This is a genomic window from Arthrobacter dokdonellae, from assembly GCF_003268655.1.
In the GTDB taxonomy this organism is placed as follows: Bacteria; Actinomycetota; Actinomycetes; order Actinomycetales; family Micrococcaceae; genus Specibacter; species Specibacter dokdonellae.
This window is the reverse complement of the sequence record NZ_CP029642.1, coordinates 1,409,776-1,428,386: the sequence shown is the minus strand read 5'-3', so window position 1 is coordinate 1,428,386 and position 18,611 is coordinate 1,409,776. Positions and strand designations below refer to the sequence as shown.

The following is an 18,611-nucleotide window of genomic DNA, read 5'->3' as shown; positions in this document are numbered from 1 at the left end:
GCCCTGCCACGCTGAGGTTGGAGATAACCACCGTTTGGACAGCGCAGAGGCGTGGTTATCTCCAACCTCAACCTGCCGACTGGTGGTGATCTCGAATCTCGACGGGGTGGGGCGGGAGTGCGCCGGACCGCCGCGTCAGTCCAGCGACACGGGGCCGTACTCGTCGAGGAGTTCGCCCGGCCCCGGGTTGCCAGGCGCCGAGGTGCCGCCCAGGTGGCGCACCACGCCCCAGACTGCGTTCAGCGCGGTGGTGACGGCGCCGTCGGCCCAGCCGGCCGTCCAGGAAACGTCGTCGCCGGCCAGGAAGATGCCCCGCTGCGATTCAGGCAGCGCGTCCTGGGCAAAGTGCGTGAACAGGCGCTGCTGGTAGCGGTAGTGCCCGGGCAGGTTCGCCTTGAAGGCGCCCATGAAGTTGGGCTCCGCCTCCCACGAGACGGTGATCGGCGCGCCCACAATGTGGGAGGCGATGTCCACTCCCGGGTAGATCTGGGCCAGCGAATGCAGCATCAGCTCCACGCGTTCCTCGGCGGTGAGCGCCAGCCACTTCAGCGCGTCGTCGTTCCAGGTGTAGGAGAGCAGGATGACGGCCGGCTTGTCCGGGCCGTTGTCCAGCAGATAGGTGGCGCGGTTGAGCCGGTCCGTCAGCGTCATGGACATGGTTTCGCGGCCCGTCGCGGGGTCGATGTCCTTCCAGAAGGGCCGGTCCACCATGACAAACGTCTTGGACGACTGCATGTAGTGCGACCGCTCAATGGCCGTCCACATGGGCGGCGCGAACAGCGCTTCCTCCGTGTTGATGCGCGTGGACAGCAGCCACGACTGGCAGGTGCTGACCACGGCCGCGAAGCGGTGCACACGCCCCCAGCGCTCGGTGATCTCGATCGATCCGTCGCCGGCGCGCGCAATCTTCGCCACGGCGCCGCGCGGGGAGCCCGCGTGCAGCGAGCTCAGCGAGGTGCCGTCCGGCCAGAATTCCATGCCCGACGGCGCGTCCCGCCACAGTGCCTCGGGGAGCCTCTGCGCGCCGCCGGAAATGCTCCGGTGGCCGTCGTCCGCGTCGGTGTAGACCACGCGCAGGATTTCCAGGATGGAGTTGGGGAAGTCGGTGTCCCAGCCGCCGGTGCCAAAGCCCACCTGGCCAAACGCCTCCCGGTGGCCGAAGCCGGCCTTTTTGAACGCGGCGGAGCCGGCGATAAAGCCGTAGAACGTCTCCTCGTCCAGCTCCGGCACCAGGGCGTTCCACAGCTCCTTGATGCGCCTGGTGTCCCGGGCGCGGATGGCCTCCTGCATGGCCGAGAACGCGGCGCCGTCGTTCACGGCAGCCTTCCAGGCGGCGGCCACCTCTCGGAAGAACTCTGGCAGTTCCGCCTCGGTGGTGGCGTAGTGCCGCTCCCCCGCCAGTTCAATGACAGTGCTGGAGGTGGACTCGGCGAGCGGGTTCGGGAACGCGTCCGTGGACAGCCCCAGCAGGTCCACGTAGTGGTAGAACGCCCGGCCCGAGACCGGGAAGCGCATGCCGCCCAGGTCCGCCGTGACGTCCGGGGCGCCCGGGAAGCTGGCCGTGCGCAGCCGACCGCCGAGCTGGTCCGCCTCAAAGACGACGGGCCTGAGCCCCATTTTCATGAGCTCGTAGGCGGTGACCAGCCCGGAGAGGCCGCCGCCGATGACGGCAACCTCCGTGCCGTGGGCCGAGGCGGGCACGCTGCCCAGGCCGGCCGGGTGCGCCAGGTAGAGGTCGTAGCTGAACGGGAAGTCCGGGTTCAGCATCGTGATTGCGTCGGTCATTGGCTACGGGGCCTTCGTGTCGGGTGAGCCGGCTGCCGGGGCCGGGGACGCGGCGTCGAACATGTCAATGGTCTCAAGCGAGCGGGCGGACAGCTCCCGGTACTCGGCCTCGGTGAGGGCGGCGACGCGGGAGTGGCGGCGGCCGTAGCCAAAGTAGGCCAGCAGTCCCATCAGCATCCAGGCGACAAACACGACCCAGGTGATGCCGCCGAGGTTGACCATCAGGTAGAGGCACATGAGGGAGCCGAGGATGGGGGTCGCCGGGTAGAACGCCACCCTGTAGGTGCGCTTGAGGTCGGGGCGGTTGCGGCGCAGGTAGATCACGGCGACGTTGACCAGGGCGAAGGCGAAGAGCGTGCCGATGCTGGTGGCGTCGGCGAGCGCGCCCAGCGGGATAAGTCCGGCGGTCAGTGCGACGGCGATGCCCACGATCAGCGTGCCGGCCACCGGCGTGCCGCGCTTTTCGGAGATGCGGCCGAAGATCTTCGGCACCAGGCCGTCGCGGGACATGGACATCAGGATGCGGGTCTGGCCGTAGAGCACCGTCAGGACGATGGAGGCGATGGCGAGCACGGCGCCCACGGAGAACACCAGGCCCATCCACGGCTGGTGCGTGATTTCCAGCAGGATCTGGACCAGGGCGGCCTGCGTGCCGGCAAACCAGGTCCACTGGCGGGCGCCGACGGCTGCCACGGCCACCAGCACGTACAGCGAGGTGACGATGAGCATGGAGAGCATGATGGCCCGGGGGAGGTCGCGCTGCGGGTTTTTCGCTTCCTCGCCGGCGGTGGAGGCTGCGTCGAAGCCGATGTAGGAGAAGAACACGCGCGACGCGGCCGCCGAAACGCCGGCGGCGCCCATGGGCATCAGCGGGCTGAAGTTCCCGGCGTGGAAGGCGGTGAACGCGATGGCGCAGAAGAACAGCAGGATGAGGATCTTGACAAACACGATGACGGTGTTGATCCAGGCGCTTTCCTTGGCGCCGCGCACCAGCAGGAACATGGCCAGAAGCACAATGGCCATGGCGGGCAGGTTGAGGAAGCCGCCGGAGCCCGGGGGCTGGGAGATGAAGTCCGGCAGCGCCCAGCCGAAGCCTGCCACGGATTCGTTGATGTACTGCCCGGCGCCCACGGCCACGGCGGCCACGGACACCGCGTATTCCAGCACCAGGCACCAGCCGCAGATCCAGGCCATGCCCTCGCCCAGGGTGGCGTAGGTGTACGAGTAGCTGGAGCCGGAAACCGGGACCATGCCGGCCATCTCGGCGTAGGAGACGGCGGAAAGCAGGGCGGCGATGCCGGCAATGAGGAAGGAGATGAAGACGGCGGGCCCGGCCAGCGGCACGGAGTCGCCCAGGATCACCAGGATGCCGGTGCCCAGGGTAGCGCCCACGCTGATCATGGTCAGTTGCAGCACGCCAAAGCTGCGCACCAGCTTCCGGCCGTCGGTGCCGTTGCCGGCCTCGTGGAGCATCTGGCCCAGCGGCTTGCGGCGCATGAGCTGGGTGCCAAGTCCGACGGCGGGTCCCCGGCCTTGGGGTGCGCCGTCAGTTCCGCCGGCGGTCGCCTTTGACCGCGGGGCGCGCTGATCACTTAGTGTCATTCCTCAATCCAATTCTTCTCGGGTCCTGCGGGTGCAGGCGGTGCGTCCCCCTGACTCAACAATAGGGCTGTGACACACGTCTCAAAATGTGCAAATCATCCTGTACTCTCTTCTCATGAGACAAAATGCACTACCGGCCGTTGATGCTTCCGGCTTCACCACCGGCACCGTCAGCGTGGACCTGGAGGCCATCGCCCACAATGTGGCCGTCCTCCGGGAGCGTTCCCGGGCGCCGCACTTCATGGCCGTGGTCAAGGGTAACGCCTACGGCCACGGCCTGCTGGAGACGGCCCGCACCGCGCTGGCCGCGGGCGCCGACTGGCTCGGCACGGCCCAGCTGTCCGAGGCCCTGGCCCTGCGCCGCAGCGGCATCACCGCGCCCATCCTCGCGTGGCTCTACCTGGCCACCAATGCGGGCGGGGCCATCGCCGAGGCGGTGGAACATGACATTGACATCTCGCTGGGCAGCCCCGCCCAGCTGGACGTGGTGGCCGGCACGGCACGCGCCCTGGGCCGCACCGCCTTCATCCACCTGGAGCTGGACAGCGGCCTGAGCCGTGGCGGCGCCCGGCACGAGGACTGGACGGCGCTCGTCGCGGCGGCCCGCGCGGCGGAGCTGGCCGGGCACGTGGTCGTCCGCGGCGTGTGGACGCACCTGGCCTGGGCCGACGTGCCCGCCCACCCGGCCAACACAGCCGCCGTCGCCGACTTCGAGCAGGCCGTCAGGGAGGCGCACGACGCCGGGCTGGCTCCCACGCTGCGCCACGTCTCCAGTTCCGCGAACATCCTGGCCCGTCCCGGGTTCCACTTCGACATGGTCCGCGCCGGGCTCGCCATCTACGGCCTCTCCCCCGCCGATCACATCGACCCGGCCGACCACGGTCTGCGCCCGGCCCTCTCCGTCACGGCGCCGGTGGTGCTGGTCAAGCACGTCCCGGCCGGCACCGGCGTCAGCTACGAGCACCGCGCCATCACGCACGAGTCCCGCTACCTGGGCCTGATCCCGCTCGGCTACGCGGACGGCATCCCCAAGGGCATCTCCGGCTCGCGCATCGTCATGGTGGGCGGGCGCCGGGTGCCGGTGATCGGCAAGGTCTGCATGGACCAGTTCATGGTGGACCTGGGTCACGAAACCTCGGTCCGCGTGGGCGACCCGGCCCTGCTGTTCGGCGACCCGGCCGCCGGGGCGGCGAGCGCCGACGACTGGGGCTCGGCCATCAACAGCCACGGCGACGAGATCATCAACCGGATCGCCCCGAGGCTGCAGCGGGTGTACACCCATGGCCGCTAGCGCAGGCGGCGGCAGCACTCTTGGAGGCACCGCCGGCCGTGTGCGCGCCCTGCCGCTCTCCGACGAGGAAGTCGAGTCCCGCTTCCGCTCCGTCACGCTCGGGCAGTTCCTGGCCGACCTGCCCTCCGAGCTGCTGATCCGCCACGTGGGGGACTTGGACGCGCGCCTGCGCTGGGTGGAGCCCAGCGAGCTCGAGGATCCCACCCCGTACCTGATGGACGGGGAGTTTGTCCTCACCGCCGGGCTCCCCCTGATGGCCGACGGCGGCACCGCGGACGCGATTGAGGCGTACGTGGCGCGGCTGGCCGGGGCGCGCGTGTGCGCCGTGGGCTTTGGCCTGACCCCATACCACGACGAGGTGCCGGCGGCGCTGGTGGCGTCCTGCCGGCGGCACGGGATCACGCTCGTGGAGGTGCCGCCGTCGGTCCCGTTCGCCGCGATCGGCCTGCAGTTTGCGCAGCTGCTCGAATCCGACTCCGCCAAGGTGTTCCGCAGCCTGGCGGAGACCAACCGCCTGCTCATGCGCGCCGTGCTGTCGCCGCGCCCCGACCACGAGGTCCTGGGCACACTGGTGCAGCGGGTCCCGTGCTGGGCCGTGCTGGTGGGGGCCGACGGGAAAGTCAGGTCGCGCGCCGGGGCCAACCCGGCCGACGTCGCCGTGCTGGGGCCGCTGCTGGAGCGGCTGTTCCAGGGGTCGGGGCCCCGCGTGGAGGTGGACAGCTACCCGGTGCCGGGCTCCGAATGCGTGGTGGGGCACCCCCTGCGCAGCACCCGCGACGTCAACCTGGGCGCGCTGGTGATCGGCTCGGCCGAGCGGCTGGCGCCGGCGCACAACAACATTGTTTCGGCCGCCGTCGGGCTGCTCGAACTGCTCTCGCGGCAGCGCACCAGCGGCTCCCTGGCCCCGAGCCAGCTGGCCACCGCCCTGCTGCTGCACCCGGAGACGCTCTCCGGCGGTACCTCCCGTCAGGTTACAGCGGCCAAGGACCTCATGGCGCAGAGCCTGTCGTCGACGCGCTCGGCGCCCATGCGCGTGGTGCAGGGAGTCAACGTGGACGCGCCGCAGTGGAGGACCACCGACAGCCCCGTGCGCGAGCTGCTGCAGTGGCGGCGGATCTTCGACACCAAGCTGGTGGAGATCACGGAGTACGGCTTCGCCGCCGTGACCCGGCTGAAGGTGGACGAGGCGGCAGTGGCAGAGGCGGAGCGGCTGGGCTGGCGGCTGGTGATCGGCGATCCCGTGGAGCCCAACGACCTTCCGGCCGCCTACCAGCGGGCGGGGTCGCTGCGCGCCCGGGCCCGGTCCACCGCGCAGACGCTGCGCGTCGACTCGGTGACCTGGACCGTGACCGGCCTGCTGGGGCGCGAGGCCGGCACCATGCTGGCCGGGCAGGTCCTGGGGCCGCTGCTGGAGCTGGAGCCCGAACGCCGGGACGTGTTGGTGGAGGTGCTGCGCGCCTGGCTGGCCCGCAACGGCAGCTGGGACGCCACGGCCAAGGCACTGGCGCTGCACCGCAACAGCGTCCGCCGGCACATCGGCACGGCCTTCGAGCTGCTGGCGCGCGACCCCAATGACGCCCAGACCCGCGCCGACCTGTTGATCGCCCTGCAATACTCCCCACCCGCCCCCTAACCTCGTTCCTCGGCCGGGGAACCCTGCGGGCGTGGGCCCGGGCCTCGGCCGGGCCCACGCCCGCACGCCGGTGGCCGAGCAACGAGCCCCGCGAGCGCGTCGAGACCCCGGTCTAACCCCGGTCCCAGTCCCGGTACAGATCGGGGCGGCGCCCGGCCAGGTAAGGGACCTCGACCCGGCTGGCCCGGATGGCCCCCGGGTCCAGCCGGGCGTACAGCAGCTCCGGTCCCGGGCCCGCCGTGGCGAGCAGGGCGCCGTCGGGCCCGGCGATGACGCTGCCGCCGCCAAAGGCCACGCCGGACTCGGTGCCGCAATGGTTCGCGTAGCCGATCGCCACATGGTTTTCCAGCGCCCGCGCACGCAGGATCACCTGCGGGACCTCGTCGAAGCCGTGCGCCAGGGCGGTGGGCACCAGCACCACCTCGGCCCCGCGCACGGCCGCGGCGCGCACCGTTTCCGGAAATTCAACGTCGTAGCAAATCACCAGCGAGACGGCCAGCCCGTTGAACTGCACGACGCCGGGGGGCCGGGTCGCACCGGTAAAGGCCTTGCGCTCGTCGGGGCCAAAGAGGTGCACCTTGGCGTAGCTGAGCAGCTCGGCGCCCTCCGCGTCGAGAAGGGTGGCTGAAATGTTCAGCCCGGTGCCGCCGTCGTGCACGGGAAGGCTGTAGACCAGGCCGATCCCGCAGCTCCGGGCAAGGTCCGCCAGCCCGGCCCGGAGGCCGGGCAGCAGCGCGGCGTCAAACTCGGCGCCGATGCGCAGGGGGTCGTAGCCGAGCGGGAACAGTTCCGGCGTCAGCAGCACGTCAGCGCCCGCGTCGGCGGCGTCGCGGGCGGCCCGGCGGATGGTCTCCAGGTTGGCCGCAACGTCCAGCGGGGCGGCATTGGCCTGCAGCAGTGCCAACAGCATTCTTGCGGCTCCTTTGTCCGTGGCTTTCCTCCACAGTAGCGCCGCCCGGGGAGGTGCAGCGGGGCCAAAACCACCACATGCGGCGAAATTTGGGATGATTTATCCGTTGCCCAGGCCTACTCTTGGCTAGCATCGGCAGCAGGTGACTTTCACCGCCCCGCAAAGAATTGGAGCCCCCATGAACCAGCTGATCCCCTTCGACGGGCACACGCCGTCTGTCCACGAATCCGCCTTTGTGGCGCCCTCCGCCACGATCATTGGCGACGCCTCGCTGGGCCCCGATTCCAGCGCCTTTTACGGCGTGGTGGTGCGTGGCGACACCGCCACCATTACGGTCGGCAACGGTTCCAACCTGCAGGACAACGTGGTGCTCCACGCCGACTTTGGCTTCCCCACCACCATCGGCGACGGCGTCAGTGTGGGCCACAGTGCCGTGGTGCACGGCTGCACCATCGAGGACAACTGCCTGATCGGCATGAGCGCCACAGTCATGAACGGGGCCGTGGTGGGGGCCGGCTCCCTGGTGGCCGGCGGCGCGGTGGTCCTGGAAGGCGCGGTCATTCCGCCCGGCTCCCTCGTGGCCGGCGTCCCGGCGAAGGTCCGCCGTGAAATGACGGAGGTGGAACTTGAGCACGTGAAGCAGAATGCCTCGCACTACGTGGAACTCGCGCGCAAGCACAAGGCAATCCATGGCTGAGTGCACGACAATTTTGACTGCAGTCGCTTAACGCAAACAACGAATCGTGCGTTAAGTTCTTGACGGCAAGGCGTGACATGGGGCACGCTAGTGCTTATGTTCGACGACGACAGCAGCACCAGCCTCGCCTCGGGGGCCCCCGCGAAGCCAGGTTCACAATCGGCCCTGCGGATGCGAAACCAGCTGCGGCTCACCGACCAGCTGCTTCGCGGGGGGCCAGCCACGCAGGCCGAGCTGTCCCGGCTGACCGGCCTGTCCACCGCAACGGTGTCGAACATCGTCAAGGGCATGCACCAGGCGGGCCTGGTCACGCTGACCGCCACCACCAGCTCTGGACGGCGCGCCCACTCGGTGCGTTACATCGGCGACAGCTCCCTTGCCGCCGGGATCGACTTCGGACGCACCCACGTGCGCGTGGTCCTGGCCAACAGGTCACACCAGGTGATGGCCGAACGCCAGATCCCGCTGCCGCTGGGGCATGACGCCACCGTGGGAATTGCCGCCGCCGCCAAGCTGCTGGACGAGCTGCTCACGGAAAAGGCCATTGCGCGGTCCACGCTGGTCGGTGCCGGCGCCGGAATCCCCGGTCCCATCGACCGGCGCACGGGCAAGGTCATCCAGGGCGCCATCCTGCCGGAGTGGGTGGGAATCAACCTGCACGAGCGGCTCAAGTCCGCCCTGGACCTGCCCGTATTCATTGAGAACGACGCCAACCTCGGGGCCCTGGCCCAGATTACCTGGGGAGCGTACGCGGCCGTGCCCAACCTGGTATTCGTCAAGATCGGCACGGGCATCGGCGCGGGCCTGATCGTGAACGGCGCGCTCTATTCGGGCAGCATCGGCGTGACCGGGGAAATCGGCCACCTCACCATCAACGAAGCCGGGCTGATCTGCCGCTGCGGCAACCGCGGATGCCTGGAGACCATTGCCTCCACGGCCACCATGATCCAGCTTCTGAGCCGTGACAAGGCCCATCCGGTCGACGCCGATGACATCGTCCAGCATGCCAAGTCGGGCGACTCCACCACGCTGCGCGTTCTCGAGGACGCGGGAACGGCCGTGGGGCGGGCCCTGGCCAACATCTCCAACCTCATGAGCCCGGACGTCGTCGTCATCGGGGGCCCGCTGGCGACGCTGGGCGAGCTGTTGCTTTCGCCCATCCGGCGGGGCCTGCTGCGCCATGCTGTTCCGATCGTCGGGGAGAACACCACGCTGGCCACGTCGGCCCTGGGGTCCCGGTCGGAAGCGCTGGGGGCTGTGTCGCTGGTCTTCCAGCACGAACCATCACAGCAAAACATTTGAAACCGTTACCATCCCGTTGCGTTAAAAGGTTGACGGCAAGACGTCGACCGAGTTGAATCTCCTAAGTACCAATTTTTTTGATGTACCGCATCACATCCTGCCGGCCGGGGTGTGGCGCAATGACAAAGACGTCCGTCTTGGAAAGCGACCCCCACATGACGCCCGCAAGCCCCATCATTCTCCAGATGCGCTCCATCACCAAGGAATTCCCCGGCGTCAAGGCACTCTCCGACGTTTCCATCACCGTCCGCGCCAGCGAGATTCACTCCATTTGTGGCGAGAACGGCGCCGGGAAGTCCACGCTCATGAAGGTCCTCTCCGGCGTCTACCCGTTCGGCAGCTACGAGGGCGACATCGTTTTCCAAGGCGAGACCTGCGAGTTCAAGGACATCCGAGCCAGCGAAAACGCCGGGATCGTCATCATCCATCAGGAACTGGCCCTGATCCCAGAGCTGTCCATCATGGAGAACATCTTCTTGGGCAACGAGCCCACAAGGTTCGGCGTCATCAACTGGGCCGAGGCCCGCATGCGCTCACTGGAACTGATGGCCCGCGTCGGGCTGAACGAGGACCCCGACACCCCGATCAAGGAAATCGGCGTCGGCAAGCAGCAGCTCGTGGAAATCGCGAAGGCCCTGAACAAGTCGGTCAAGCTGCTCATCCTCGACGAGCCCACCGCCGCCCTGAACGAGTCCGATTCGCAGCATCTCCTGGACCTGATCCGGGGGTTGAAGGGCAAGGGCATCAGCTGCATCATGATCTCCCACAAGCTCAATGAGATCGAGCAGGTCTCCGACTCCATCACCATCATCCGGGACGGCAAGTCGATCGAGACCCTGGACGTCAAGGCCGACGGCGTCGATGAGGACCGCATCATCAAGGGCATGGTGGGCCGGACCCTCGAATCCCGGTTCCCGGAGCACACGCCAAAAATCGGCGAGGTCTTTTTCGAGGTCAAGAACTGGACCGTGCGCCACCCTCATATCGCGGACCGCCTGGTGTGCAAGAACTCCAGCTTCAATGTCCGCCGCGGCGAGATCGTCGGCTTCGCCGGCCTCATGGGCGCCGGCCGCACCGAACTGGCCCGGTCCATCTTCGGCCGCTCCTACGGCAACTACATGTCCGGGCAGATCATCAAGGACGGCAAGGAAATCACCCTCCGCAACGTCCCCGAGGCCATCAGGCACGGCCTCGGCTACGTCACCGAAGACCGCAAGAGCCTGGGCCTGAACCTGCTCGACGACATCAAGACCACCACCGTCTCGGCCAACCTGGGCGCCATCTCGAAGCGATCCGTCGTCGACCTCGGCAAGGAATACGCGGTGGCAGAGCAATACCGCAAGCAGCTGCGCACCAAGACACCCAGCGTGGACGAAGGTGTCTCCAAGCTCTCCGGCGGAAACCAACAAAAAGTGGTCCTCGCCAAGTGGATGTTCACGGACCCGGACCTGCTCATCCTCGACGAACCCACACGCGGGATCGACGTCGGGGCCAAGTACGAGATCTACGGGATCATCCAGGCGCTCGCCAACCAAGGCAAGGGAGTCATCGTCATCTCCTCGGAACTGCCGGAGCTGCTGGGCATTTCCGACCGGATCTACACCATTTTCGAGGGCGCCATCACCGGCGTCCTCAACAAGAACCAGGCCAGCCAGGAATCGTTGATGAAACGCATGACCGCTGCCAAGAAAACTGCCTAGACCAAAGGGAAGAAACGGGACCCCCACCATGAACGCCATCAAACAGCTCTTCGGCGGCAACACCCGCCAATTCGGGATGATCTTTGCGCTCGTCGCCCTGGTCGTCTTCTTCCAGTTCATGACCGGCGGGGTGATCCTCACCCCGGACAACGTCATCAACCTGGTCAACGGCTACTCCTACATCCTCATCCTGGCCATCGGCATGGTGCTGGTCATCATCGCCGGCCACATTGACCTGTCCGTGGGCTCCGTCGCCGCGTTCGTCGGCATCGTCGTGGCGTTGACCATGCGGGACTGGGGCCTGCCCTGGTACATGGGCATCGTCGTCGGACTTGTCCTGGGAGCCGTCATCGGCGCCTGGCAGGGCTTCTTCGTCGCCTATCTCGGCATTCCGGCCTTCATTGTGACCCTGGCCGGCATGCTCCTGTTCCGCGGCGCGAACCAGTACTTCGGCAAGTCCCTGACCGTCCCCGTCTCCACCGACTTCCAGTACATCGGCGCGGGCTACCTGCCCGAGATCGGCCCGGACACCGGCTACAACAACCTCACCCTCCTGGTCGGCTTCATCGTCGTGGCCGCCCTCATCTGGGGCGAGCTGCGCGGATACCGCAAGGCCGTGGCCCTCGGCGCCGACGTCAAGCCCCTCTGGGTGACCGTCGTCAAGCTCGTGGTCCTTTCCGGCGTGGTCCTCTACGCCACGTACCTCTTCGCCACCGGCCGGCCCGGCACGTCGTTCCCCATCCCCGGCATCATTCTCGGCGTCCTGGTCCTGGCCTACGGCTTCATCTCCGCCCGCACCACCATCGGCCGGCACATCTACGCCGTCGGCGGCAACCGCCATGCGGCGGCCCTCTCCGGCGTCAAGAGCAAGCGCACCGACTTCCTGGTGATCCTGAACATGGCCGTGCTGGCGGGCCTGGCCGGCATGATCTTCGTGGCCCGCTCCAACGCCTCCGGACCGTCCGACGGCGTCGGCTGGGAACTGGATGCCATCGCCGCCGTCTTCATCGGCGGGGCCGCGGTCACCGGCGGCGTCGGAACCGTGGTCGGCTCGATGATCGGCGGCCTGGTCATGGCCGTGCTGAACAACGGGCTGCAGCTCATGGGCGTCGGCTCCGACATGACCCAGATCATCAAGGGCCTGGTCCTGCTCGCCGCCGTCGTCTTTGACGTCTACAACAAGTCCCAGGGCAGGGCATCCTTCATCGGCCTGATGATGAAGCGCCTCGGCGGCCGGGACAACCCGGACCTGGCGGTCGCGGAACCGCTCAAGGACACCGTCAAGCTCGAATCCTGAACCCTCCCCCCGAACACTGCTTCACGAAACCCAACAGAAAGCGAACAACCATGTTCAAGCTCAACACGGCCGCCAAAACGGTGGCGGTTGTCCTGGCGGCGTCCGCCCTCGCGCTCACGGGCTGCGGCCGCGCGGCCACGCCCGCGGCCTCGTCCGGCGCCGGCGCCGGCGGCTTCGCGGCAAACTCCCTGATCGGCGTCGCCCTCCCCCAAAAAACCAGTGAAAACTGGGTGCTGGCCGAAAAGCTGTTCAATGACGGCCTCACCCAGGCCGGCTTCAAGGGCGACGTCCAGTTTGCCAACGGCGGCGTCTCGGAGCAGCAGAACCAGATCAGCGCCATGGTGGCCAAGGGCGCCAAGGTCATCATTGTCGGCGCCATCGACGGCGGCCAGCTCGGCACGCAGCTCAAGCAGGCCAAGGACGCCGGCGCAACGGTCATCGCCTACGACCGCCTGCTGCTGAACACCCCCAACGTCGACTACTACGTGGCGTACGACAACTTCAAGGTCGGCGAGCTGCAGGGCCAGGCCCTGCTGGACGGCATGAAGGCGAAAAAGCCGACCGGCCCGTACAACATCGAGCTCTTTGCCGGCTCGCCCGACGACGCCAACGCCAAGGTCTTCTTTGACGGCGCCATGAAGGTCCTCCAGCCCAAGATCGACGACGGCACGCTGAAGGTCGTCTCCGGCCAGAAGTCGTTCGAGCAGGCCGTGACCCAGGGCTGGAAGGCGGAGAACGCGCAGAAGCGCATGGACTCCCTTCTGGTCGGCAGCTACGGCTCCGCCGCCCTGGACGGCGTGCTGTCCCCGAACGACACCCTGGCTCGGGCCATCATCACCTCGGTGAAGGCGGCCGGCAAGCCCGTTCCGACCGTGACCGGCCAGGACTCGGAAGTTGAGTCCGTCAAGTCCATCATGGCCGGGGAGCAGTACTCCACGATCAACAAGGACACCACTGCGCTGGTCAACCACGCCATCGAGATGGTCAAGGACCTGCAGAAGGGCACCAAGCCGGAGATCAACGACCCGTCCTCCTACAACAACGGCACCAAGGTTGTTCCGGCCTTCCTGCTGGTTCCCAAGATCGTGACCAAGGCCAACGCCGCCGAGCAGTACGCGAACGACAAGGTGCTCGGTCCACTGACCAAGTAGTCAGGAAGTAGTCAGGGAACCCTGGCAACATCACTTGGCACCATCACTGCCGAAGGCCCCGTCCGGCGTCGAACAACACGACGCGGGACGGGGCCTTCGTCATGTCCCACTTCGTCATTTCCCCATGCCGCCGCGCGGTTGCTGACAGAATGACGCCATGACCATTCCGCGTTTTGTCGGCCGCCCCGACTGGTACACCACGTTCAACCCCGAGACCCTTGCCGCCACGGGCGCACCCATTCGCTGGGGCGTGGTCGCCACCGGCGGCATCGCGACCACGGTCACCGGAGACCTCGCCCTCCTCGAGGACGCCGTGCTGCAGGCGGTCAGCTCGCGCAGCGAGGCCAGCGCCGCGGCCTTTGCCGGGAAGTTCGGCTTCGCCACCCACTATTACGACGGCGGACGCGACGGCCTGGGTGCCCCCGGCCACCTCCAGCTGGTGGAGGACCCCGACGTGGACGTAGTGTACATCGCCACGCCGCACGCCCAGCACTACGACATCGCCAAGGCCGCCCTGGAAAACGGCAAGCACGTGCTGTGCGAGAAGGCCCTGACCATTACGGCGGCCGAGGCCCGCTCACTGATCGGGCTGGCCCGGGCGCGGAACTTGTTCCTCATGGAGGCCGTCTGGGCGCGGTTTGTGCCGGGCTTCCAGCGGGCCCTGGAAATCGTTGCCTCCGGCGAAATCGGCGAGGTCAAGTGGGTCCGCGCGGACCTCGGCTTCCCGGCGCCGCTCGATGACACCGCCCGCATCTGGGCCCCTGCCGACGGCGGCGGAGCCCTGCTGGACATCTCCGTCTACCCGCTGCTGTGGGCGTGGGCAACCCTGGGAAAGCCCTCCTCCGTGACCGCCACGGGCGAGCTCACGGCGCTGGGCGTGGACGCGCAGAATTCACTGTCCCTGAGTTACGGCAACGGGGCGCAGGCGCAGCTGATGAGCTACCTCGGGTCCCAGGGTCCACGGGTGGCCTCCGTGGCCGGGACCAAGGGCTTCATCGACACGGTGGGATCAGTCAACAACCCCAAGGCCCTGCGCATCTGCGTGGGCTGGGACAGCGAACGCACCGAGTCGTTCGAGCACCCCGGCCGCGGCTACACGTACCAGCTGCGCGAGGTGACCCGCTGCATCCAGGCCGGCCTGACCGAAAGTACCACGATGCCGCTGGATGACAGCCTGGCCATCATGGAACTGTTCGACGACGCCCGCCGCCAGCTCGGCGTCACCTACCCCAACGACTCCCGCACGGACCTCTAACCGACGCTCCTGCAGATCCGGGTCATGAAGCAGGAACGCTCCCGCACCATGTGCGGGAGCGTTCCCCATTTAAGCCCCACAACTGACGGAGCGTTCCTTATTTAAGCCCCGGATGTGCAGGAGCGTCTGGAAAGGGCTAGCCGACGCCCAGGTAGGCTTCCTTGATGGCCGGGTTGGCCAGCAGTTCCTTGCCGGTGCCGCTGTGCGTGATCTCCCCGGTCTCCAGCACAAAGGCGCGGTGTGCACGAGCCAGGGCCTGGTTGGCGTTCTGCTCCACGAGCAGCACCGTGGTGCCCTGCGTGTTGATTTCGGTGACGATTTTGAAGATCTGCCGGATGAACTGCGGGGCCAGCCCCATGGAGGGTTCGTCCAGCAGCAGCAGCTTCGGCCGGGACATCAGTGCCCGGCCAATTGACAACATCTGCTGCTCGCCGCCGCTCATGGTTCCCCCGAACTGCTTCTCCCGTTCCTTCAATCGCGGAAACAGCGTGAACACGCGTTCCAGATCGTCCTTGACGCCCGTGCGGTCCTTGCGGCCGAAGGTGCCCATGTCCAGGTTTTCCAGGACCGTCATGGCCGGGAAGATCCCGCGTCCCTCGGGCGCCTGGGAGATCCCGTGCACTACCCGGATGTGGGCCTTCATCTTCGTGATGTCCTCGCCCATGAAGGAAATGGTGCCGCCCGAGGGGTTGAGCAGGCCGGAGATGGTCTTCATGGTGGTGGTCTTGCCGGCGCCGTTGGCCCCGATCAGGGAGACGATCTCCCCTTCCTCCACCGTGAAGGACATCTCCCTGATGGCCTGGATCCGGCCGTAGTGGACGGAGATGTTTTTCAGCTCAAGCAAAGTCATCTTCGGGCTCCCCCAGATAAGCGGAAACGACCTTCGGGTCTTCCCTGATCACGGATGGCACGTCGTCGGCAATCTTCTTCCCGAACTCAAGCACCACTATCCTGTCGGTCACCCCCATGACCAGCTTCATGTCGTGCTCAATCAGCAGCACGGTGTAGCCGTCGTCGCGGATGGTGCGGATGAGCTGCATGAGCTCTTCCTTTTCCGCCGGGTTGAAGCCGGCCGCGGGCTCGTCCAGACACAGGACCTTCGGGTCCGTGGCCAGGGCGCGCGCAATTTCCAGGCGTCGCTGGCTGCCGTACGGCAGGTGCCGGGACAACGTGGCGGCTTGGTCGGCGATGCCCACAAACTCCAGGAGGGCCATGCCGCGCTCAATGGCTGACTTTTCCTCCCTGATGTGCCGGGGCAGGCGCAGCAGTGCCCCGATCACGGACGTCTTGTGCCGTGCGTCCAGGCCCACCACCACGTTTTCCAGCGCCGTCATCTCGCCAAAGAGGCGGATGTTCTGGAAGGTGCGGGCCAAGCCGGCGCGGGTGATCTTGTGCTGCTTGACGCCGTTAAGCACCCGGCCTTCGAGCAACACCTGGCCACTCGTGGGCTTGTAAACCCCGGTCATCGCATTGAAGCACGTGGTCTTGCCGGCACCATTGGGCCCAATCAGTCCAAGGATCTCCCCGCGCTTGATGGTGAAGCTGATGTTGTCCAGCGCCAGCAGGCCGCCAAACTTCATGGTCAGGTTCTTCACTTCAACCAGGTCGTCACCGATCTTGACGGCGATGTCGCGTTCCGGGGCCGCAGCCTCGGCCACCTCGGTCTCGACGGCGGCCACATGAGTGTCGGCATGCCTGCCGGTCGCTTCCGTTGACTCGCTCATGAGGAGACCTCCTTCCCGGGCACGGCCTTGGCCTTGGCGGCCCTGGCATCGGCGCTGGCCCTCACTGCGGCGTACGCATTCCTGCCGTAGGCCAGCAGCTGTTGCCGCGCGGCCAGCAGTCCGTGGGCGCGGTAGATCATGATCAGCACCAGCGCCAGGCCAAAGATCAGGTATTTGTAGTCGGCGATCGCCGTGAACCTCAACGGAATGTAGGCGACGAGGGCACCGCCCAGGATGGCGCCGACCTTGTTGCCCGCCCCGCCCAGCACGACGGCGGCCACGAACAGCACGGAGGTGACGACGTCGAACTTCTGGTTGTTCACGAAGCCGACCTGACCGGACATCAGGGCCCCGGAGAGCCCGCCGACACCGGCGCCGATGGCAAACGCCCACACCTTGTACTTGAAGGTGGGCACCCCCATGGTCTCGGCGGCGTCCTCGTCCTCGCGGATGGCAATCCAGTTCCGGCCCACCCGGCTGCGTTCGAGGTTTCCGGCGAGCAGCAGCACGATGATCAAGATGGTCAACGTGAGCCAGTACCAGGGTGTTCCGTTGGAGTTGGCGAAGATGGGGACCCCGCTGGCATCCGTTCCCGGCGGGTGGCCGACGTTCTGGAAACCGACCTGGCCCTTCATGGCCGGGATGATGGTGGCGAGAATGCGGACAATTTCACCAAAGCCCAGCGTGACGATGGCCAGGTAGTCGCCGCGCAGGCGCAGCGTTGGCACGCCGAGCAGTACGCCGAAGAACATGGTCACCGCCATGGCCACTGGGATGGTCCACAAATAGGGGATCTTCAGGAACGTGGAGTCGGTACTGGTCAACATCGCGGTCACGTAGGAACCGACCGCGAAGAAGGCGATGTATCCCAGGTCCAGCAGGCCGGCGTACCCGATCACGATGTTGAGCCCGACCGCCACGAGGGCCCAGATGGCCATGGTCTGGCAGGCCAGGGCAAAGTCGTTGCCGGGCTCGGTTGAGATCAGCGGCGGGTTGATCACCGGCAGCAGGTAGGCCAGAATCACCACAATGATCAGGAATGCCCATTGCTTCTGGCGGGGCAGTGCCTGCCACTTTTCACCCAATCCGCTAAACCAGCCCCGGCGTCGCGCGGCCGCGCTGGAGCCGGGCGGGGTGCCCACCGCCTCGCGGTTTTCTGCGGCCTGGTCTCCCTTGGCCGTGTGAAGGGGTGTGGGCCCGTCTACCATGCTCATGCCTTGCTCCTTCCCAGCGAGGTACCCAAAATGCCTTCGGGCCGCAGCAGCAGCACGAGCACCAGGACCACGAACGCGACGACATCGGTCCACTGGGAGTTGCCCAGCAGGATTTGGCCGTAGTTGCCGATGAGCCCGAGCAGCAGGCCGCCGAGCAGGGCCCCGCGGACGTTGCCGATGCCGCCAAGCACGGCGGCGGCGAATGCCTTGATCCCCAGGATGAATCCGCCGTTGTACTGGACGCCGGAGGGGATCTTCATGACGTAAAACAAGGCGGCCGCGCCGGCCAGGATGCCGCCGATCACGAACGTGGTGATGATGATTCTTTCCTTGTTGACGCCCATCAACGTGGCGGTGTCCGGGTCCTGGGCCACGGCGCGGATGCCGCGCCCGGTGCGGGACTTGCTGATGAACCGTTCGGTGATGACCATCATGATGACGGCCGCGATGACGATGATCAGCTGCTGGTCGTAGATGAAGGTGCCGAAGACCTCGAAGATGGGCCGCGACCTGAACATGGTCAGGGCCGGCTCCGGGTTGGGTCCGCGGACCAGGAAGATCGTGTACTGGATGGTGAAGGACGCGCCGATGGCGGTGATCAGAAAGACCAGACGGGGCGCGTTGCGTTTGCGCAGCGGTTTATAGGCCAGCCGCTCGAGCAGGAATGCCGTGAGCGCGGAGGCACAAATGGCCACGACGAGCGCCAGCAGCAGGTTGACGATGATAGAGCCGACGGACAGATTCGGTGCGGACGGGCCGAAGCCCAGAAAGCTGAGCGTGAAGAACACGCCGTAGCAGCCCATGATGAACACTTCGGAGTGGGCGAAGTTGATGAGGTTCAGCACTCCGTAGACCAGGGTGTAGCCAAGGGCCACCAGGGCGTAGATGGAGCCGAAGGTCAGTCCGTCAAAGGTGGCGCTCCAAAAGTTCTGCATCAGCGACGGGATGTCGAAGGTGATCCAGGAGCTGTCGTCTGCCGAGGCTGCGGGCAGGAGGGTTAGTAGGGTGGGAATCATGCGGACATCCTGATCTTGGCAGCGCCCATGGCTT

The 18,611-nt window shown here is 66.9% G+C and carries 15 protein-coding genes; 8 read left to right on the top strand and 7 right to left on the bottom strand.

Annotation, left to right across the window (positions count from 1 at the left end):
• Positions 1–135: 135 nt before the first annotated feature.
• Together DMB86_RS06350 and DMB86_RS06345 are read right to left on the bottom strand one after the other, a co-directional pair.
• The gene (locus DMB86_RS06350; protein ID WP_227878628.1) at positions 136–1,785 is read right to left on the bottom strand and encodes a flavin monoamine oxidase family protein; all 1,650 of its coding nucleotides are present in this window, start codon (positions 1,783–1,785) and stop codon (positions 136–138) included.
• A gap of 3 nt (positions 1,786–1,788) precedes the next feature.
• Positions 1,789–3,282, bottom strand: coding sequence for an amino acid permease (locus DMB86_RS06345; RefSeq protein ID WP_227878715.1), 1,494 nt, complete (start codon positions 3,280–3,282; stop codon positions 1,789–1,791).
• A gap of 220 nt (positions 3,283–3,502) precedes the next feature.
• Here DMB86_RS06345 and alr point away from each other — a divergent pair, with 220 nt between their 5' ends.
• Together alr and DMB86_RS06335 are read left to right on the top strand one after the other, a co-directional pair.
• Positions 3,503–4,678: an alanine racemase gene (alr, locus tag DMB86_RS06340; RefSeq protein WP_227878627.1), complete on the top strand. Its 1,176-nt coding sequence runs from the start codon at positions 3,503–3,505 to the stop codon at positions 4,676–4,678.
• Positions 4,668–6,311, top strand: coding sequence for a PucR family transcriptional regulator (locus tag DMB86_RS06335; RefSeq protein ID WP_113717040.1), 1,644 nt, complete (start codon positions 4,668–4,670; stop codon positions 6,309–6,311). Before alr ends, DMB86_RS06335 begins: the two co-directional genes overlap by 11 nt.
• Before the next feature lie 112 nt (positions 6,312–6,423).
• On the opposite strand, the gene DMB86_RS06330 is transcribed toward DMB86_RS06335, so the two are convergent.
• Positions 6,424–7,221, bottom strand: coding sequence for a nitrilase-related carbon-nitrogen hydrolase (locus DMB86_RS06330; RefSeq protein ID WP_113717039.1), 798 nt, complete (start codon positions 7,219–7,221; stop codon positions 6,424–6,426).
• A 178-nt stretch (positions 7,222–7,399) separates the two neighbouring features.
• On the opposite strand from DMB86_RS06330, the gene DMB86_RS06325 reads away from it, so the two are divergent.
• The 6 genes from DMB86_RS06325 to DMB86_RS06300 all read left to right on the top strand — a co-directional run bounded on the left by DMB86_RS06325 (position 7,400) and on the right by DMB86_RS06300 (position 14,623).
• Positions 7,400–7,918 (top strand): gamma carbonic anhydrase family protein, encoded by a 519-nt coding sequence (locus DMB86_RS06325; RefSeq protein WP_113717038.1) that lies wholly within the window; start codon positions 7,400–7,402, stop codon positions 7,916–7,918.
• 96 nt (positions 7,919–8,014) lie between these two features.
• Positions 8,015–9,220, top strand: coding sequence for an ROK family transcriptional regulator (locus tag DMB86_RS06320; protein WP_113717037.1), 1,206 nt, complete (start codon positions 8,015–8,017; stop codon positions 9,218–9,220).
• A 155-nt stretch (positions 9,221–9,375) separates the two neighbouring features.
• Positions 9,376–10,920 carry a multiple monosaccharide ABC transporter ATP-binding protein gene (gene mmsA, locus DMB86_RS06315; RefSeq protein WP_113717036.1) on the top strand — a complete coding sequence of 515 codons (1,545 nt, stop codon included), beginning with the start codon at positions 9,376–9,378 and terminating at the stop codon, positions 10,918–10,920.
• A 28-nt stretch (positions 10,921–10,948) separates the two neighbouring features.
• Entirely contained in the window at positions 10,949–12,217 is a 1,269-nt protein-coding gene (gene mmsB / locus DMB86_RS06310; protein ID WP_113717035.1) for a multiple monosaccharide ABC transporter permease, read from the top strand.
• Between the two features lie 50 nt (positions 12,218–12,267).
• A complete protein-coding gene (locus DMB86_RS06305; RefSeq protein WP_113717034.1) occupies positions 12,268–13,368 on the top strand; it encodes a substrate-binding domain-containing protein in 1,101 nt (366 codons plus the stop codon).
• A 157-nt stretch (positions 13,369–13,525) separates the two neighbouring features.
• Complete coding sequence (locus tag DMB86_RS06300; RefSeq protein ID WP_113717033.1) at positions 13,526–14,623, top strand: Gfo/Idh/MocA family protein; 1,098 nt, start codon at positions 13,526–13,528, stop codon at positions 14,621–14,623.
• 136 nt (positions 14,624–14,759) lie between these two features.
• Here DMB86_RS06300 and DMB86_RS06295 read toward each other — a convergent pair whose 3' ends face one another.
• From DMB86_RS06295 to DMB86_RS06280, 4 genes are read right to left on the bottom strand one after another with little or no spacing between them, the layout of a single operon-like run.
• Positions 14,760–15,473 carry an ABC transporter ATP-binding protein gene (locus DMB86_RS06295; protein WP_113717032.1) on the bottom strand — a complete coding sequence of 238 codons (714 nt, stop codon included), beginning with the start codon at positions 15,471–15,473 and terminating at the stop codon, positions 14,760–14,762.
• Positions 15,460–16,347, bottom strand: coding sequence for an ABC transporter ATP-binding protein (locus DMB86_RS06290; RefSeq protein WP_113717031.1), 888 nt, complete (start codon positions 16,345–16,347; stop codon positions 15,460–15,462). Before DMB86_RS06290 ends, DMB86_RS06295 begins: the two co-directional genes overlap by 14 nt.
• The gene (locus DMB86_RS06285) at positions 16,344–17,561 is read right to left on the bottom strand and encodes a branched-chain amino acid ABC transporter permease (protein WP_113717030.1); all 1,218 of its coding nucleotides are present in this window, start codon (positions 17,559–17,561) and stop codon (positions 16,344–16,346) included. Before DMB86_RS06285 ends, DMB86_RS06290 begins: the two co-directional genes overlap by 4 nt.
• On the bottom strand, positions 17,558–18,577 hold the full coding sequence (locus DMB86_RS06280) for a branched-chain amino acid ABC transporter permease (RefSeq protein WP_113717029.1): 1,020 nt from the start codon (positions 18,575–18,577) through the stop codon (positions 17,558–17,560). The genes DMB86_RS06285 and DMB86_RS06280 overlap by 4 nt, the downstream gene beginning before the upstream one ends.
• Between the last annotated feature and the right edge of the window lie 34 nt (positions 18,578–18,611).

Coding starts and splice junctions, on each gene's coding strand:
- DMB86_RS06350 (WP_227878628.1), bottom strand. CDS start 1,785: ATGACCGACGCAATCACGATGCTGAACCCGGACTTCCCGTTCAGCTAC.
- DMB86_RS06345 (WP_227878715.1), bottom strand. CDS start 3,282: ATGCGCCGCAAGCCGCTGGGCCAGATGCTCCACGAGGCCGGCAACGGC.
- alr (WP_227878627.1), top strand. CDS start 3,503: ATGAGACAAAATGCACTACCGGCCGTTGATGCTTCCGGCTTCACCACC.
- DMB86_RS06335 (WP_113717040.1), top strand. CDS start 4,668: ATGGCCGCTAGCGCAGGCGGCGGCAGCACTCTTGGAGGCACCGCCGGC.
- DMB86_RS06330 (WP_113717039.1), bottom strand. CDS start 7,221: ATGCTGTTGGCACTGCTGCAGGCCAATGCCGCCCCGCTGGACGTTGCG.
- DMB86_RS06325 (WP_113717038.1), top strand. CDS start 7,400: ATGAACCAGCTGATCCCCTTCGACGGGCACACGCCGTCTGTCCACGAA.
- DMB86_RS06320 (WP_113717037.1), top strand. CDS start 8,015: ATGTTCGACGACGACAGCAGCACCAGCCTCGCCTCGGGGGCCCCCGCG.
- mmsA (WP_113717036.1), top strand. CDS start 9,376: ATGACGCCCGCAAGCCCCATCATTCTCCAGATGCGCTCCATCACCAAG.
- mmsB (WP_113717035.1), top strand. CDS start 10,949: ATGAACGCCATCAAACAGCTCTTCGGCGGCAACACCCGCCAATTCGGG.
- DMB86_RS06305 (WP_113717034.1), top strand. CDS start 12,268: ATGTTCAAGCTCAACACGGCCGCCAAAACGGTGGCGGTTGTCCTGGCG.
- DMB86_RS06300 (WP_113717033.1), top strand. CDS start 13,526: ATGACCATTCCGCGTTTTGTCGGCCGCCCCGACTGGTACACCACGTTC.
- DMB86_RS06295 (WP_113717032.1), bottom strand. CDS start 15,473: ATGACTTTGCTTGAGCTGAAAAACATCTCCGTCCACTACGGCCGGATC.
- DMB86_RS06290 (WP_113717031.1), bottom strand. CDS start 16,347: ATGAGCGAGTCAACGGAAGCGACCGGCAGGCATGCCGACACTCATGTG.
- DMB86_RS06285 (WP_113717030.1), bottom strand. CDS start 17,561: ATGAGCATGGTAGACGGGCCCACACCCCTTCACACGGCCAAGGGAGAC.
- DMB86_RS06280 (WP_113717029.1), bottom strand. CDS start 18,577: ATGATTCCCACCCTACTAACCCTCCTGCCCGCAGCCTCGGCAGACGAC.